Consider the following 16,982-nt stretch of genomic DNA (forward strand, 5'->3'; position numbering starts at 1 on the left):
AGCCGAAAATGGCCGTGCAGGACCTGCTGTCCCAGGATGAGATCGATGCCCTCTTGCACGGGGTCGACGATGGCCTGGTGCAAACCGAAGCCAGTGCCGATCCCGGCAGCGTCAAGAGCTATGACCTGACCAGTCAGGACCGCATCGTCCGGGGTCGCATGCCGACCCTGGAAATGATCAACGAGCGTTTCGCCCGCTACACCCGCGTCAGCATGTTCAACCTGCTGCGGCGCTCCGCCGACGTGGCGGTGGGCGGGGTGCAGGTGATGAAGTTCGGCGAATACGTGCACTCGCTGTACGTGCCGACCAGCCTCAACCTGGTGAAGATCAAGCCGCTGCGCGGTACCTCGCTGTTCATCCTCGACGCCAAGCTGGTGTTCAAGCTGGTGGACAACTTCTTCGGCGGCGACGGTCGTCACGCCAAGATCGAGGGGCGCGAATTCACCCCGACCGAGCTGCGCGTGGTGCGTATGGTCCTCGACCAGGCCTTCGTCGACCTCAAGGAAGCCTGGCAGGCGATCATGCCGGTCAACTTCGAGTACATAAACTCCGAGGTCAACCCGGCCATGGCAAACATCGTCGGCCCCAGCGAGGCGGTGGTGGTCTCGACCTTCCACATCGAACTCGACGGCGGTGGCGGCGACCTGCACGTGACCATGCCGTACTCGATGATCGAGCCGGTGCGGGAAATGCTCGATGCCGGTTTCCAGTCCGACCTGGACGACCAGGACGAGCGCTGGGTCAAGGCCCTGCGCGAAGACGTGCTGGACGTCAGCGTGCCGCTCAGCGCCACTGTGGCCCGCCGCCAGCTCAAGCTGCGCGACATCCTGCACATGCAGCCGGGCGACGTGATTCCCGTGGAACTGCCGGAAGACCTGATTCTGCGCGCCAACGGCGTGCCGGCGTTCAAGGCCAGGCTGGGCTCGCACAAGGGCACCCTGTCCCTGCAGATCCAGTCGCCGGTCGAGCGCCGCTAACCCTTTAACCGAATTGAGTGCCCGTCGAGGACAACATGGCGAACGAAAACGACATTACTTCCCTGGAAGAGCAGGCCCTGGCCGATGAATGGGCGGCAGCCCTGAGCGAAACCGGCGATGGCGGCCAGTCCGATATCGACGCGTTGATGGCGGGCGGCAACGGTGCCTCCTCCGGTGGCGCCAATCGTCTGCCGATGGAAGAGTTCGGCAGCTCGCCGCGGCCCAGCGACCAGGTCAGCCTGGAAGGCCCGAACCTGGACGTGATCCTGGACATTCCGGTGAACATCTCCATGGAAGTGGGCAGCACCGAAATCAGCATCCGCAACCTGCTGCAGCTCAACCAGGGCTCGGTGATCGAACTCGACCGCCTGGCCGGCGAGCCGCTGGACGTGCTGGTCAACGGCACGCTGATCGCCCATGGCGAAGTGGTGGTGGTCAACGAGAAGTTCGGCATCCGCCTGACCGACGTGATCAGCCCGAGCGAACGTATCAAGAAGCTGCGCTGAGTGAAGCGCTTCCTTTCCCTGCTGGTGGCCGCGGCCAGCGTGTGCTGGCTGCCCCTGGCCCTGTCGGCGCAGGTCGGCGCGACGCCCGCGGCCAGCGTGGCGGCGCCGGCGACCTCCGGCAGCGTGGCCGGTCAGCTGACCCAGCTGGTCTTCGGCCTGCTGCTGGTCCTGGGGCTGATCTTCTTCCTCGCCTGGTTGCTGCGCCGCGTGCAGAACGCCGCGCCCAACGCCAACCAGGTGATCCAGGTGGTCGGCAGTCGCCAGGTCGGTCCCCGTGACCGCCTGCTGCTGGTGCAGGTCGGCAACGAACAGATCCTCGTCGGCCACACCCCTGGCAGCCTGACCGCCCTGCATGTCATGACCCAGCCCGTCGCGGCGCCGGCCAGCACCCGCCCGGCCACGCCGGAATTCGCCCAGCGCCTGATGGAGCTGCTGGGCAAGGACCAGAAGGACAAGCCGTGATGGCTGCATTGCGAACACTGTTGACGCTGCTGTTGCTGCTCGCGGCGCCGCTGGCGCTGGCCGCCGACCCGCTGTCGATCCCGGCGATCACCCTGTCCAACGGGGCGAACGGCCAGCAGGAGTATTCGGTCAGCCTGCAGATCCTGCTGATCATGACCGCGCTGAGCTTCATCCCGGCGTTCGTCATCCTCATGACCAGCTTCACCCGGATCATCATCGTCTTCTCGATCCTGCGTCAGGCCCTGGGGCTGCAGCAGACCCCGTCGAACCAGATCCTCATCGGCCTGGCGCTGTTTCTGACCATGTTCATCATGGCGCCGGTGTTCGACCGGGTGAACAAGGACGCCCTGCAGCCGTACCTGGCCGAGACCCTGAACGCGCAGCAGGCGCTGGACAAGGCCCAGGTGCCGCTGAAGGACTTCATGCTGGCGCAGACCCGGCAGAGCGACCTCGACCTGTTCATGCGCCTGTCCAAGCGTACCGACATCGCCGGGCCCGACCAGGCGCCGCTGACCATCCTGGTCCCGGCGTTCGTCACCTCGGAGCTGAAGACCGCGTTCCAGATCGGCTTCATGATCTTCATCCCGTTCCTGATCATCGACCTGGTGGTGGCCAGTGTGCTGATGGCCATGGGCATGATGATGCTGTCGCCGCTGATCATTTCCCTGCCGTTCAAGATCATGCTGTTCGTCCTGGTGGACGGCTGGGCGTTGATCATCGGCACGCTCGCCGGCAGTTTCGGCGGCGTATAGCCCCGGGAGACCTACATGACCCCAGAAGTCGCCGTCGACCTGTTCCGCGATGCCCTGTGGCTGACCACCCTGATGGTCGCCGTGCTGGTGATCCCGAGCCTGCTGGTGGGCCTGCTGGTGGCGATGTTCCAGGCCGCCACGCAGATCAACGAACAGACCCTGAGCTTCCTGCCGCGCCTGCTGGTGATGCTGGTCACCCTGATCGTCGCCGGGCCGTGGCTGGTGCAGAAGTTCATGGAGTACATCCTGTCGTTGTACGGCAGCATCCCGCAGCTGATCGGCTGAGCGCGGCATGCTCGAACTGACCGACACGCAGATCTCCACATGGGTGGCCAGCTTCATGCTGCCGCTGTTCCGTGTGGCGGCGGTGCTGATGACCATGCCGGTGTTCGGCACCTCGCTGGTGCCGCAGCGCATCCGCCTGTATTTCGCCGTGGCCATCACCGTGGTGATCGCCCCCGGGCTGCCGGCCATGCCACCGGTCGAGGCGCTGGACCTCAGCGCATTGCTGCTGATCGGCGAGCAGATCATCATCGGCGCCTTGTTCGGCCTGTCCCTGCAGTTGCTGTTCCAGACGTTCGTCATCGCCGGACAGATCGTCGCGATCCAGATGGGTCTGGCCTTCGCTTCCATGGTCGATCCGGCCAACGGCGTCAACACTACGGTGATCAGCCAGTTCCTGACCATGCTGGTGACCTTGCTGTTCCTGGCGATGAACGGCCACCTGGTGGTGTTCGAGGTGCTCAGCGAGAGCTTCACCACCTTGCCGGTGGGCAGCGGCCTGATGGTCAATCACTTCTGGGACCTGGCCGGGCGCCTGGGCTGGGTGCTGGGTGCGGCGCTGCTGCTGGTGCTGCCGGCGATCACCGCGCTGCTGGTGGTCAATATCGCCTTCGGCGTGATGACCCGCGCCGCGCCGCAACTGAACATCTTCTCCATCGGTTTCCCCATGACCCTGGTGCTGGGCATGGGCATCTTCTGGATCGGCCTGGCCGATATTCTTTCCCACTACCAGTCGTTGGCGTCCGAAGCGCTGCAATGGCTGCGTGAACTGGCACGGGCGCGCTGAGCATGGCAGAGAGCGAGAGCGGTCAGGACAAGACAGAAGACCCCACGGAAAAACGCAAGAACGACGCCCGCGAGAAGGGCGAGATCGCCCGTTCCAAGGAGCTCAACACCGTCGCGGTGATGCTCGCCGGGGCGCTTGGCCTGCTGAGTTTCGGCGGCTTCCTGGCCGGCGCGCTGATGGAGATCATGCGCAGCAACTTCAGCCTGTCGCGGGAAGTGCTGATGGACGAGCGCTACATGGGGATCTTCCTGCTGTCCTCGGGCAAGCTGGCCATCCTTGCCACCCAGCCGGTGCTGCTGGTGCTGCTGCTGGCGGCGCTGATCGGGCCGATTGCGCTGGGCGGCTGGCTGTTCGCCGCGGGCACCCTGGCGCCCAAGTTCAGCCGGATGAACCCGCTGGCGGGGATCAAGCGGATGTTCTCCATGCACTCGCTGGCCGAGTTGCTCAAGGCCCTGGCCAAGTTCTTCGTGATCCTGCTGGTGGCCCTGGCGGTGTTGTCGGCCGATCGCGACGACCTGCTGGCGATCGCCAACGAGCCGCTGGACCAGGCGATCATCCACAGCGTCCAGGTGGTGGCATGGAGCGCCTTGTGGATGGCGTGCGGGCTGCTGATCATCGCTGCGGTGGACGTGCCGATCCAGCTCTATCAGGCCAAGCAGAAGCTGATGATGACCAAGCAGGAGGTGCGTGACGAATACAAGGACACCGAGGGTAAACCGGAGGTCAAGCAGCGTATCCGTCAGGTCCAGCGCGAGATCTCGCAGCGGCGGATGATGGCCGCGGTGCCCGAGGCCGATGTGATCATCACCAACCCGACCCACTATGCGGTGGCGTTGAAGTACGACCCGGAGAAGGGGGCGGCGCCGCTGCTGCTGGCCAAGGGTACGGATTTCATCGCCCTGAAGATTCGCGAGATCGCGGTCGAGCACAATATCCAGTTGCTGGAGTCGCCGGCGCTGGCGCGCTCGATCTACTACTCCACGGAGCTGGAGGAGGAGATTCCCGCCGGCTTGTACCTGGCGGTGGCGCAGGTGCTGGCCTATGTCTACCAGATCCGCCAGTACCAGGCGGGCAAGGGCAAGGCGCCGGAGCCGCTCCAGGACCTGCCGATTCCGCCGGATCTGCGGCGGGATTCCTGATCTTTCATTGGTCTTGAGGGCCTCATCGCTGCATGGGTATCTACACATCTTTGACGGCTTGGCGGGGAACCGTATCAAGGCCGCCAAGTGCTCGTCGTGACGGGGGCAGTGCCCTTGAGATCGAGCGCCGCCCGCGCGGCGCATCGCGGGCAAGGCCCGCTCCCACATCTTTTGCAACGTGCCATGGCCTGTCGGATTTGAGTTGTCAGCCTTTGTTTTTTCGGCGATGCATCGCGGGGAGGCTGTTGGGCTCGACACGGTATCGCGTCGTATCAACAAGGCGGGCAACCATGGCCTGTCAGGCATAGGTACGTTGCAACCGATGTGGGAGCGGGCCTTGCCCGCGATGCGCCGCGCGGGCGGCGCTCGATCTTGAGGGCGCTGCAAGACTCAAGACAGGCACCTGGCGGCCTTCATGCGGTTTCCCGCCAGGCCGTCAAAGATGTGTAGATACCCATGCAGCGATGAGGCCCTCAAGCCCGGCGCAATCCCCTGTCCGAAAAAAGTTGGAAAGCTTCTTGCAAAGGCAGCGCCACACGTCCGTGTGGCGTCAAAAGTTTGCTTGAAGAGGAAGACCGGTGGATCGCTCTCAGTTGATCAATAGCGCGCGCAGCAACCTCACCAGCCTGGGCCGGGGCAACCTTGGCGTGCCGGTGCTGTTGCTGGTGATGCTGGCAATGATGATGTTGCCGATCCCGCCGTTCCTGCTCGACGTGTTCTTCACCTTCAACATCGCCCTGTCCATCGTGGTCCTGCTGGTCTGCGTGTACGCCCTGCGGCCGCTGGACTTCGCCGCCTTCCCGACCATCCTGCTGGTGGCCACGCTGTTGCGCCTGGCGCTGAACGTCGCCTCGACGCGGGTGGTCCTGCTCCACGGTCACGACGGCCACGGCGCCGCCGGTAAGGTGATCCAGGCCTTCGGTGACGTGGTCATCGGCGGCAACTACGTGGTCGGTATCGTCGTCTTCGCCATCCTGATGATCATCAACTTCGTCGTGGTGACCAAGGGTGCCGGGCGGATCTCCGAGGTGAGCGCGCGTTTCACCCTCGACGCCATGCCCGGCAAGCAGATGGCCATCGACGCCGACCTCAACGCCGGCCTGATCAACCAGGACCAGGCCAAGGCCCGTCGCGCCGAGGTGGCCCAGGAGGCCGAGTTCTACGGCTCCATGGACGGTGCCAGCAAGTTCGTCCGTGGTGACGCCATCGCCGGCCTGCTGATTCTCTTCATCAACCTGATCGGCGGCATGGCCATCGGCATGGCCCAGCACGGCATGACCTTCGGCGACGCCGGTCGGGTCTACGCCCTGCTGACCATCGGTGACGGTTTGGTGGCGCAATTGCCATCGCTGCTGCTGTCCACCGCGGCGGCGATCATGGTCACCCGGGCGTCCGGCTCGGAAGACATGGGCAAGCAGATCAACCGGCAGATGTTCGACTCGCCGAAGGCGCTGGCGGTCTCCGCGGCGCTGATGATCGTCATGGGCCTGGTCCCGGGCATGCCGCACGTTGCCTTCCTCAGCCTCGGCCTGCTGGCCGCCGGTGGCGCCTACCTGGTGTGGAAGAAACAGAACCAGGGCAAGGCCAAGGCCGCCCAGGAGCTCCAGCGCCAGCAGGACCTGCTGCCGTCGCCGCAACGCGCCGCCGAGACCAAGGAGCTGGGCTGGGACGACGTCACCCCGATCGACATGATCGGCCTGGAAGTGGGCTACCGCCTGATTCCGCTGGTGGACCGCAACCAGGGTGGGCAACTGCTGGCGCGGATCAAGGGGGTGCGCAAGAAGCTGTCGCAGGACCTAGGCTTCCTCATGCCCACCGTGCATATCCGTGACAACCTCGACCTGGCGCCAAGTACCTACCGCCTGACCCTGATGGGGGTGATCCTGGCCGAGGCGGAAATCTTCCCCGAGCGGGAAATGGCGATCAACCCGGGCCAGGTGTTCGGCACCCTCAACGGCATCGCCGCGCAAGACCCGGCGTTCGGCCTGGAAGCGGTGTGGATCGATGTCGGCCAGCGCAGCCAGGCGCAGTCGCTGGGCTACACCGTGGTCGATGCCAGTACCGTGGTGGCGACCCACCTCAACCAGATTCTCTACAAGCACTGCCACGAGCTGATCGGCCACGAGGAGGTCCAGCAACTGCTGGCGGTGCTGGCCAAGGGCTCGCCGAAACTGGCGGAAGAGATCGTCCCCGGCGTGCTGTCGCTCTCCGGTCTGTTGAAAGTGCTCCAGGCCCTGCTGGCGGAACAGGTTCCCGTCAGGGATATCCGCAGCATCGCCGAGTCGATCGCCAACAATGCGAGCAAGAGTCAAGATACCGCCGCCCTGGTTGCCGCGGTCCGCGTCGGATTGTGTCGCGCTATCGTGCAAAGCATTGTCGGTACTGAGTCCGAGCTGCCTGTGATCACCCTTGAGCCAAGGTTGGAACAGATTTTGCTCAATAGTCTGCAAAGGGCCGGGCAAGGTCAGGAAGACGGTGTTCTTCTTGAGCCGAGCATGGCTGAAAAGCTTCAGCGTTCGTTGATCGAGGCTGCCCAGCGTCAGGAGATGCAAGGTCAGCCGGCCATCCTGCTGGTCGCGGGACCGATCCGGCAAATGCTGTCGCGCTTCGGTCGCCTGGCTGTACCGAATTTGCATGTTTTGGCGTATCAGGAAATACCTGACAACAAGCAAGTCACCATCGTTGCCACAGTGGGCCCCAACGGCTGAGGTAGTGGGTTATGCAAGTTAAGCGTTTTTTCGCCGCCGATATGCGTCAGGCCATGAAGCTGGTTCGCGATGAGCTGGGGGCTGATGCCGCCATCATCGGCAACCGACGGATTGCTGGCGGTGTCGAGCTGACGGCTGCGCTGGACTACAAGCTGTCCGCTCTCGCACCGCGGGTACCCAACGTCGAGCTGGAGGACGAGCTGCGCAAGACCGAGTCGCGCATCGCCACCGCCCAGGCCGAGCTGAGCAGCCGCAACGATACCGACACCGGCAATCGCCAGCTGTTCGCCGGCCTGCCGCTGACCGCCTCCGAGCCGCTGGTCGAGCCACGTCTGGAAGAACTGGCGCCCGCGCCGGTCGCCGCCCCGGTGGCCCCGGCCATCGACCAGCGCCTGTTCGACTCGATGCGCTCCGAGCTGTCCGGCCTGCGCGAGCTGCTGGAAGTCCAGCTCGGCTCGCTGGCCTGGAACCAGTTGCAGGGGGCCAAGCCGCACCAGGCCAACCTCTGGCGTCGCCTGCAGCGGATCGGTCTGTCCGGGCCGTTGTCCCGCGACCTGCTCGACCTCACCCAGGACATCGTCGACCCGCGCCACGCCTGGCGCATGTTGCTGGCGCACCTGGCGCGGATGATCCATGTGCCGGAAGCCGAGCCGATCGAGGAGGGCGGGGTGATCGCCATGGTCGGTCCGGCCGGCATGGGCAAGACCACCACCCTGGCCAAGCTGGCCGCGCGCTACGTGCTCAAGTACGGCGCGCACAACCTGGCCCTGGTGAGCATGGACAGTTTCCGCATCGGTGCCCAGGAGCAGTTGAAGACCCTCGGCCGCATCCTCAATGTCTCAGTGACCCATGTCGATCCGGGCCAGTCCCTGGCCCAGGCGCTGGATCCGTTGCTGCGCAAGCGCGTGGTGCTGATCGATACCGCCGGCCTGCAGGCCAGCGATCCGGCCCTGCGCATGCAACTGGAAACCCTGGCCGGGCGTGGCATCCAGGCGAAGAACTACCTGGTCCTGGCCACCACCAGCCAGAAGCAGGTGCTGACCGCCGCCTACCACAGCTACAAGCGCTGCGGCCTGGCCGGCTGCATCCTGACCAAACTCGATGAAACCGCCAGCCTGGGCGAAGTCCTCAGCCTGGCCATCAGTCACGAATTGCCGGTGGCCTATCTCACCGATGGCCCGCGCATTCCTGACGACCTGCACCTGCCACGGCGGCACCAGTTGGTGAGCCGCGCGGTGAGCGTGCAGATGCAGGACGATCCGAGCGAAGAGGCCATGGCCGACATGTTCGCCGACCTGTACCACAGTGACGGCAAGCGAGTCGGCTGAGGTGGATATGTATCAGTTGCAAAGTACCTGCATCACAGGGTCCGCGTGGCAGTTCGCGGTTGTAGCCGGCGCGGCCCGTCATGTGGCCTCGGTCTAAGCAAGACAAGGTAAAGAACAAATATGGGTAGCATGCATCCCGTACAGGTGATCGCCGTGACCGGCGGCAAAGGTGGCGTTGGCAAGACCAACGTGTCGGTGAACCTCTCGCTGGCACTGGCCGAGCTCGGTCGTCGCGTCATGCTGCTGGACGCCGACCTTGGCCTGGCCAATGTCGACGTACTGCTCGGGCTCACCCCCAAACGCACCCTGGCCGACGTCATCGAAGGCCGCTGCGAGCTGCGCGACGTCCTTCTCCAGGGCCCCGGCGGCGTGCGCATCGTCCCGGCCGCCTCGGGCACCCAGAGCATGGTGCACCTGGCCCCGGCGCAGCACGCCGGGCTGATCCAGGCCTTCAGCGAGATCGGCGACAACCTCGACGTGCTGGTGATCGACACCGCCGCGGGTATCGGTGACTCGGTGGTCAGTTTCGTCCGCGCCGCCCAGGAAGTGCTGCTGGTGGTCTGCGACGAACCGACCTCGATCACCGACGCCTACGCCCTGATCAAGCTGCTCAACCGCGACTACGGCATGAGCCGCTTCCGCGTGCTCGCCAACATGGCGCAAAGCCCGCAGGAAGGGCGCAATCTGTTCGCCAAGTTGACCAAGGTCACGGATCGCTTCCTCGACGTCGCCCTACAATACGTCGGTGCGGTGCCCTACGACGAGTGCGTGCGCAAGGCGGTGCAGAAGCAGCGAGCGGTCTATGAAGCCTTCCCGCGTTCCAAGTGCGCGCTGGCGTTCAAGGCGATCGCCCAGAAGGTCGATAGCTGGCCGCTGCCCGCCAACCCGCGCGGACACCTGGAGTTCTTCGTCGAACGTCTGGTGCAACCTACCAGCGCGGGACCTGTGCTATGAGCGCGAGCGGCTACCGGATGTACAGCAAGGCCTCCCGTGACGCCCAGTATGAACTGATCGAGCGTTACGCCCCGCTGGTCAAGCGGATCGCCTATCACCTGCTGGCGCGCCTGCCGGCCAGCGTGCAGGTGGAGGATCTGATCCAGGCCGGGATGATCGGTCTGCTCGAAGTCGCCAACAAATACGATTCGAGCAAGGGCGCCAGTTTCGAGACCTATGCCGGCATCCGCATCCGCGGTGCCATGCTCGACGAAGTGCGCAAGGGCGACTGGGCGCCGCGCTCGGTACACCGCAATACCCGCATGGTCAGCGACGCGATTCGTGCAATTGAAGCAAAAACCGGCCGTGACGCTAAAGATCACGAGGTTGCTGCCGAACTTCAATTGAGTCTCGATGATTACTACGGGATTTTGAACGATACCTTGGGCAGTCGCCTGTTCAGCTTCGACGACCTGTTGCAGGACGGCGAGCATGAAGGTCTGCACGAGGACGGCGCCAGTGCCCAGCTCGAGCCATCGCGCGATCTGGAGGACGAACGCTTTCAGGCAGCCCTGGCCGATGCCATCGCCAACCTGCCGGAACGCGAGCGTCTGGTCCTGGCGCTGTACTACGACGAAGAGCTGAACCTCAAGGAAATCGGTGAGGTCCTGGGGGTCAGCGAGTCGCGCGTCAGCCAGTTGCATAGCCAGTGCGCGGCCCGTCTGCGCAGTCGGCTGGGGGAATGGCGGGCGCGTTGAACGCAGGTTCGATGCAGTCGTGACAACGTGGTAGCCGGAATTGATTGAACGCGCGTTCAGCGCTGAGCGCGTTAAAGACTGCTTGGAGGTCTAATTGAACAAAGAAATGAAAATCCTCATCGTTGACGACTTTTCGACGATGCGGCGGATCATCAAGAACCTGTTGCGTGATCTGGGCTTCACCAACACGCACGAGGCCGACGACGGCACTACCGCGCTGCCCATGCTGGAAACCGGCAACTTCGACTTCCTGGTCACCGACTGGAACATGCCCGGCATGACCGGCATCGACCTGCTGCGCAAGGTTCGCGCCGAAGATCGCCTGAAACACCTGCCCGTGCTGATGGTGACTGCCGAAGCCAAGCGCGAGCAGATCATCGAAGCGGCCCAGGCCGGCGTCAACGGCTATGTGGTCAAACCTTTCACCGCCCAGGTGCTGAAAGAGAAAATCGACAAGATCTTCGAACGCGTCAACGGCTGAGGCGTGCAACGGGGGCGCTATGGACCATAAAGAATCATCTTTGGGCGACTTCGAGTCGACCCTGAAGAAACATGCCCAGGAGCTGGTCGAGAGCCTCGAACGAGGCCAGTTCGGCGACGCGGTGCAACTGATCCATCAGCTGAACCAGACCCGTGACCGCGGCCTGTACCAGGAAGTCGGCAAGCTCACGCGCGAGCTGCACAGTGCGATCGTCAGTTTCCAGATCGACACCAACGGCCCGCAGGCCGAGGAAATGTCCCAGATCACCGACGCCACCGAGCGCCTGGCCTATGTGGTCAAGCTCACCGAGGCGGCGGCCAATCGCACCATGGACCTGGTCGAGCAAGGCACGCCGGTGCTCCACGAGCTGGGGGACGAAGCCCGCGCGCTGCAGGTCGACTGGCAGCGCTTCATGCGCAAGGAAGTGGCGGCGCCGGAGTTTCGCGAGCTGGTCCAGCGCGTCGACAGGTTTCTCGCACGCAGTGCCGAGGACAGCCACAAGGTCGGCGGTTACCTCAACGACATTCTCCTGGCCCAGGACTATCAGGACCTGACCGGCCAGGTGATCAAGCGGGTGACCTCGCTGGTCACTGAAGTCGAAAAGAATCTGCTCAAGCTCGTGTTGATGGCCAGTCAGGTCGACCGCTTCGCCGGTATCGAGCATGACCGCCAGCAAATGCTTGTCGAGAGTGACCAATACAAACATCCGACTCGGGGTGAAGGACCACAGATTCATGCCGATAAACGGGAAGACGTCGTGTCCGGTCAGGACGATGTCGATGATCTGCTGTCCAGCCTGGGTTTTTAGGGAGCACGTTTGATGAGCTTCGGCGCCGATGAAGAAATCCTGCAGGATTTCCTGGTAGAGGCCGGCGAAATTCTTGAGCAACTGTCCGAACAACTGGTCGAGCTGGAAAGCCGTCCGGACGATTCCGACCTGCTCAATGCGATCTTTCGCGGTTTTCACACTGTAAAAGGGGGCGCCGGCTTCCTCCAGCTCAACGAGCTGGTGGAGTGCTGCCATATCGCCGAGAACGTCTTCGACATCCTGCGCAAGGGAGAGCGCCGGGTCGATGCCGAACTGATGGACGTGGTCCTGGAAGCTCTGGACACGGTCAACAGCATGTTCGGCCAGGTTCGCGAGCGTAGCGACATCACCCCAGCCACGCCGGAGCTGCTCGGTGCCCTGGCGCGCCTGGCCGAGCCCGCTGGCGCCGAAGCGGCCGCCGCGCCCGCGCCTGTCGCGCCGGAGCCCGTAGCGGAGCCCGAACCCGTGGCCAGTGCCTCCGGCGACATCACCGACAGCGAATTCGAGCAGTTGCTCGACTCGCTGAGCGCCGTGCATGACGCCGCGCAGGCGCAGGAAGAGAACGTCGCCAGCGACGAAATCACCGACGCCGAGTTCGAATCCCTGCTCGACCAGTTGCATGGCAAGGGCCAGTTCGCCGCCGACGGCCTGCCGGGCGTCAGCGCCGCCGCGCCGGTGGCCGAGGTGGGCACCGAAGCGAGCGACGAAATCACCGACGCCGAGTTCGAAGCCCTGCTCGACCAGTTGCACGGCAAGGGTTCCTTCGTCGTCGACAGCCTGCCTGGTGTCGAGTCGGCCGCCGTGGTCAGCGAAGCGCCGGTTGCCGCGGGTGGTGGCGAGCACATCACCGAACACGAATTCGAAGCACTGCTGGACCAACTGCACGGCAAGGGCAAGTTCGCCGCCGATGCCGTGGCGCCCAGCGCCGCTCCAGTCGCCGCGGCCGCGCCGGCCGCTGCCGCTGTCGCCAAACCGGTGGCCCGGCCCGCGCCGGCTGCCGCGAGCAAGCCCGCCGCCGCCGCGCCCGCGCGCCAGGCCGCACCCGCCGCCGCCGGCGGCGACAAGCATCCGCCGGCCAGCGAGGCGGAAACCACGGTGCGCGTCGATACCGCGCGCCTGGACGAAATCATGAACATGGTCGGCGAACTGGTGCTGGTGCGTAACCGCCTGGTCCGCCTCGGCCTGAACAGCGGCGACGAGGCCATGTCCAAGGCCGTGTCCAACCTCGACGTGGTCACCGCCGACCTGCAGACCGCGGTCATGAAGACCCGCATGCAGCCGATCAAGAAGGTCTTCGGGCGCTTCCCGCGCCTGGTTCGCGACCTGGCCCGGCAACTGAAGAAAGAGATCAACCTGGAGCTGGTCGGCGAAGAAACCGACCTCGACAAGAACCTCGTCGAGGCCCTGGCCGACCCGCTGGTCCACCTGGTGCGCAACGCCGTCGACCACGGCGTGGAAACCCCGGAAGAGCGCGAAGCGTCGGGCAAGTCCCGGGGCGGCAAGGTGGTCCTGGCGGCGGAGCAGGAGGGCGACCATATCCTCCTGTCCATCTCCGACGACGGCAAGGGCATGGACCCCGCGGTCCTGCGCGCCAAGGCCGTGGAAAAGGGCCTGATGGACAAGGACGCGGCCGACCGCCTGAGCGAATCGGACTGCTACAACCTGATCTTCGCCCCGGGCTTCTCGACCAAGACCGAGATTTCCGACGTGTCCGGCCGCGGCGTCGGCATGGACGTGGTGAAGACCAAGATTTCCCAGCTCAACGGCTCGATCAACATCTACTCGGCCAAGGGCCAGGGTTCGAAGATCGTCATCAAGGTGCCGCTGACCCTGGCGATCATGCCGACCCTGATGGTGATGCTGGGCAACCAGGCCTTCGCTTTCCCGCTGGTCAACGTCAACGAGATCTTCCACCTCGACCTGTCGCGCACCAACGTGGTCGACGGCCAGGAAGTGGTGATCGTGCGCGACAAGGCACTGCCGTTGTTCTACCTCAAGCGCTGGCTGGTCAGTTCCGCCGCTCATGAAGAGCAGCATGAAGGCCATGTGGTGATCCTTTCGGTGGGCACCCAGCGGATCGGCTTCGTCGTCGACCAGCTGGTGGGCCAGGAGGAAGTGGTCATCAAGCCGCTGGGCAAGATGCTCCAGGGCACCCCGGGCATGTCGGGCGCCACCATCACCGGTGACGGGCGCATCGCGTTGATTCTCGACGTGCCGAGCATGCTCAAGCGTTACGCCGCACGGCGAATCTGATCCCGGTGGCGCGGCCTCGCGGCCGCGCCCCGTAATGGAGTGTTTATGTCAGTCAAGGTCCTGGTGGTGGATGATTCCGGTTTCTTCCGCCGCCGTGTCTCGGAAATTCTCTCGGCGGACCCGACCATCCAGGTCGTCGGTACCGCGACCAACGGCAAGGAAGCGATCGACCAGGCACTGGCGCTCAAGCCCGACGTCATCACCATGGACTACGAGATGCCGACCATGGACGGCATCACCGCGGTTCGTCACATCATGCAGCGCTGCCCGACCCCGGTGCTGATGTTCTCCTCGCTGACCCACGAAGGCGCCCGGGTGACCCTGGATGCGCTGGATGCCGGCGCGGTGGACTACCTGCCGAAGAACTTCGAGGACATCTCGCGCAACCCGGACAAGGTCAAGCAGCTGCTGTGCGAGAAGGTCCACACCATTTCCCGCAGCAACCGTCGTTTCAGCAGCTATTCCAGCTCGCTGCCGGCGGTGAGCACCACCTCGTCCAGCCCGGTGTCGTCGCTCGGTTCGGCGCGTGCGCCGGCTCCGCTGCCGACGCGCAGCGCCGTTCCGGCACCGGCGCCTGCCGCCAGTCATTCGCCAGCGCCGAAGCGCAAGGCCTACAAGCTGCTCGCCATCGGTACCTCGACCGGTGGCCCGGTTGCCCTGCAACGGGTCCTGACCCAGCTGCCGGCCGGCTTCCCGGCGCCGATCGTGCTGATCCAGCACATGCCGGCGGCCTTCACCAAGGCCTTCGCCGAACGTCTCGACAAGCTGTGCAAGATCAGCGTCAAGGAAGCCGAGGACGGCGACATGCTGCGCCCCGGCCTGGCCCTGCTGGCGCCGGGCGGCAAGCAGATGATGGTCGACGGTCGCGGCATGGTGAAGATCCTGCCGGGCGACGAGCGCCTCAACTACAAGCCGTGCGTGGACATCACCTTCGGCTCGGCGGCCAAGTCCTTCGGCGACAAGGTGCTGGCGGTGGTGCTGACCGGCATGGGCGCCGACGGCCGTGAAGGCGCGCGCCTGCTCAAGCAGGGCGGCAGCCAGGTCTGGGCCCAGGATGAGGCGAGCTGCGTGATCTACGGCATGCCCATGGCCATCGTCAAGGCCAACCTGGCCGACGCGGTGTACGGCCTCGACGATATCGGTCGCCATCTGGTCGAGGCCTGCGTCTGATGGATGTTCTCAGCCTCCTCGGCATCATTCTCGCCTTCGTCGCAATCGTTGGCGGCAACCTGCTCGAAGGCGGTCACGTCGGTGCGCTGCTCAATGGTCCCGCCGCGCTGATCGTGCTCGGCGGTACCCTGGCGGCGGCCCTGCTGCAGTCGCCGCTCAGCGCGTTCAAGCGTGCCCTGCAGATCTTCGGCTGGATCCTCTTCCCGCCGCGGGTCGATCTCGCCGGCGGCATCGACCGGGTGGTCAACTGGAGCCTCACCGCGCGCAAGGAAGGCCTGCTCGGCCTGGAAGGCGTGGCCGATGCCGAGCCTGATCCGTATGCGCGCAAGGGCCTGCAACTGCTGGTGGACGGTGCCGAACCCGAAGCCATCCGCAGCATTCTCGAAGTCGACTTCCTGACCCAGGAAGCCCGCGATATCCAGGCCGCCAAGGTCTTCGAAAGCATGGGCGGCTATGCGCCGACCATCGGCATCATCGGTGCGGTGATGGGCCTGATCCACGTCATGGGCAACCTGGCCGACCCGTCGCAGCTGGGTAACGGCATCGCCGTGGCCTTCGTCGCCACCATCTACGGCGTGGCCAGTGCCAACCTGATCCTGCTGCCGGTGGCCAACAAGCTGAAGGCCCAGGTCATGCGCCAGTCGCGTTACCGGGAAATGCTCCTGGAAGGCCTGTTGTCGATCGCCGAAGGCGAGAACCCGCGCTCGATCGAACTGAAGCTTCAGGGCTTCATGGAGTAAGCATGGCTCGTCGTCGCAAGGTCGAGGAACACGAGAATCACGAACGCTGGCTGGTGTCCTACGCGGACTTCATCACCCTGCTGTTCGCCTTTTTCGTGGTGATGTACTCGATCTCCTCGATCAACGAGGGCAAGTACAAGATCATGTCGCAGGCGCTGATCGGCGTGTTCAGCGAGTCCGAGCGCAGCACCCGGCCGATTCCCATCGGCGAGGAACGTCCGCTCAGCACGCGTCCGGCGCAGCCGCTGATCAAGGACAGCGAACAGACCGACGCCGGTCTCGCCCAGTCCAGCGCCGATCCGCTGAAGAGCATCACCGACCAGGTGATGGAGGCCTTCGGCGACCTGATCAAGAGCGATCAGATGACCGTGCGTGGCAACGAACTGTGGATCGAGATCGAGCTGAGTTCATCGCTGCTGTTCGGCAGCGGCGACGCCATGCCCAGCGACATCGCGTTCAACCTGATCGACAAGGTGGCGAGCATCATCAAGCCGTTCGCCAACCCGGTGCACGTCGAAGGCTTCACCGACGACCAGCCGATCCGCACCGCGCAGTATCCGACCAACTGGGAGCTGTCTTCGGCGCGGGCGGCGAGTATCGTCCGTCTGCTGGCCATGGAAGGGGTCAATCCGGCGCGACTGGCCTCGGTGGGCTACGGCGAATTCCAGCCGATCGCCAGCAACACCACCGCCGACGGACGGGCGAAGAACCGCCGGGTGGTGCTGGTGATCTCGCGCAACCTGGATGTACGCCGCAGCCTGACCGGTACCGGCACCGCCAATGCGCAGCCGGATGCGGCACTCAAGCGTGCTGGCACACAATCTGCACCGCCTGTGGTAACACCGACGGCCGGGAGCAATCCCGTCAAAACTCCGTCGTCGTCGACCTTTTAATCGAT

17 protein-coding genes are annotated in these 16,982 nt (G+C 64.6%); all 17 read left to right on the forward strand.

Features of this window, described 5'->3' with window-relative positions; genetic code table 11:
* Positions 1-8: 8 nt before the first annotated feature.
* On the forward strand, positions 9-977 hold the full coding sequence (gene fliM / locus CHB99_RS09870) for a flagellar motor switch protein FliM (protein ID WP_042124642.1): 969 nt from the start codon (positions 9-11) through the stop codon (positions 975-977).
* Positions 978-1,012: 35 nt separating this feature from the next.
* A complete protein-coding gene (gene fliN, locus CHB99_RS09875; protein WP_042124646.1) occupies positions 1,013-1,483 on the forward strand; it encodes a flagellar motor switch protein FliN in 471 nt (156 codons plus the stop codon).
* Positions 1,484-1,945 (forward strand): flagellar biosynthetic protein FliO, encoded by a 462-nt coding sequence (fliO, locus tag CHB99_RS09880; protein ID WP_042124648.1) that lies wholly within the window; start codon positions 1,484-1,486, stop codon positions 1,943-1,945.
* A complete protein-coding gene (gene fliP, locus CHB99_RS09885; RefSeq protein WP_042124650.1) occupies positions 1,945-2,697 on the forward strand; it encodes a flagellar type III secretion system pore protein FliP in 753 nt (250 codons plus the stop codon). Before fliO ends, fliP begins: the two co-directional genes overlap by 1 nt.
* Before the next feature lie 15 nt (positions 2,698-2,712).
* Positions 2,713-2,982, forward strand: coding sequence for a flagellar biosynthesis protein FliQ (gene fliQ / locus CHB99_RS09890; protein ID WP_042124652.1), 270 nt, complete (start codon positions 2,713-2,715; stop codon positions 2,980-2,982).
* 7 nt (positions 2,983-2,989) lie between these two features.
* Entirely contained in the window at positions 2,990-3,766 is a 777-nt protein-coding gene (gene fliR / locus CHB99_RS09895; protein WP_042124654.1) for a flagellar biosynthetic protein FliR, read from the forward strand.
* Between the two features lie 2 nt (positions 3,767-3,768).
* On the forward strand, positions 3,769-4,905 hold the full coding sequence (gene flhB, locus CHB99_RS09900; RefSeq protein ID WP_042124656.1) for a flagellar biosynthesis protein FlhB: 1,137 nt from the start codon (positions 3,769-3,771) through the stop codon (positions 4,903-4,905).
* A gap of 578 nt (positions 4,906-5,483) precedes the next feature.
* On the forward strand, positions 5,484-7,613 hold the full coding sequence (gene flhA / locus CHB99_RS09905; RefSeq protein ID WP_042123129.1) for a flagellar biosynthesis protein FlhA: 2,130 nt from the start codon (positions 5,484-5,486) through the stop codon (positions 7,611-7,613).
* Positions 7,614-7,624: 11 nt separating this feature from the next.
* Positions 7,625-8,941, forward strand: coding sequence for a flagellar biosynthesis GTPase FlhF (flhF, locus tag CHB99_RS09910; RefSeq protein ID WP_042123131.1), 1,317 nt, complete (start codon positions 7,625-7,627; stop codon positions 8,939-8,941).
* Between the two features lie 120 nt (positions 8,942-9,061).
* On the forward strand, positions 9,062-9,895 hold the full coding sequence (gene fleN, locus CHB99_RS09915; protein WP_009399964.1) for a flagellar synthesis regulator FleN: 834 nt from the start codon (positions 9,062-9,064) through the stop codon (positions 9,893-9,895).
* Positions 9,892-10,632, forward strand: coding sequence for an RNA polymerase sigma factor FliA (gene fliA / locus CHB99_RS09920; protein ID WP_042123134.1), 741 nt, complete (start codon positions 9,892-9,894; stop codon positions 10,630-10,632). Before fleN ends, fliA begins: the two co-directional genes overlap by 4 nt.
* A gap of 106 nt (positions 10,633-10,738) precedes the next feature.
* The gene (locus CHB99_RS09925) at positions 10,739-11,113 is read left to right on the forward strand and encodes a chemotaxis response regulator CheY (protein WP_170946370.1); all 375 of its coding nucleotides are present in this window, start codon (positions 10,739-10,741) and stop codon (positions 11,111-11,113) included.
* 19 nt (positions 11,114-11,132) lie between these two features.
* Entirely contained in the window at positions 11,133-11,921 is a 789-nt protein-coding gene (locus CHB99_RS09930; RefSeq protein WP_042123137.1) for a protein phosphatase CheZ, read from the forward strand.
* A gap of 12 nt (positions 11,922-11,933) precedes the next feature.
* Positions 11,934-14,174: a chemotaxis protein CheA gene (locus tag CHB99_RS09935; protein WP_042123139.1), complete on the forward strand. Its 2,241-nt coding sequence runs from the start codon at positions 11,934-11,936 to the stop codon at positions 14,172-14,174.
* Positions 14,175-14,219: 45 nt separating this feature from the next.
* The gene (locus tag CHB99_RS09940) at positions 14,220-15,344 is read left to right on the forward strand and encodes a protein-glutamate methylesterase/protein-glutamine glutaminase (RefSeq protein ID WP_042123141.1); all 1,125 of its coding nucleotides are present in this window, start codon (positions 14,220-14,222) and stop codon (positions 15,342-15,344) included.
* Positions 15,344-16,084, forward strand: a complete 741-nt coding sequence (locus CHB99_RS09945; RefSeq protein ID WP_042123143.1) for a flagellar motor protein — start codon at positions 15,344-15,346, stop codon at positions 16,082-16,084. The genes CHB99_RS09940 and CHB99_RS09945 overlap by 1 nt, the downstream gene beginning before the upstream one ends.
* Positions 16,085-16,086: 2 nt before the next feature.
* Positions 16,087-16,977, forward strand: a complete 891-nt coding sequence (gene motD, locus CHB99_RS09950) for a flagellar motor protein MotD (protein ID WP_042123144.1) — start codon at positions 16,087-16,089, stop codon at positions 16,975-16,977.
* The last annotated feature ends 5 nt before the right edge of the window (positions 16,978-16,982 follow it).

The sequence above is a fragment of the Pseudomonas japonica genome, assembly GCF_900188455.1.
GTDB lineage: Bacteria > Pseudomonadota > Gammaproteobacteria > Pseudomonadales > Pseudomonadaceae > Aquipseudomonas > Aquipseudomonas japonica.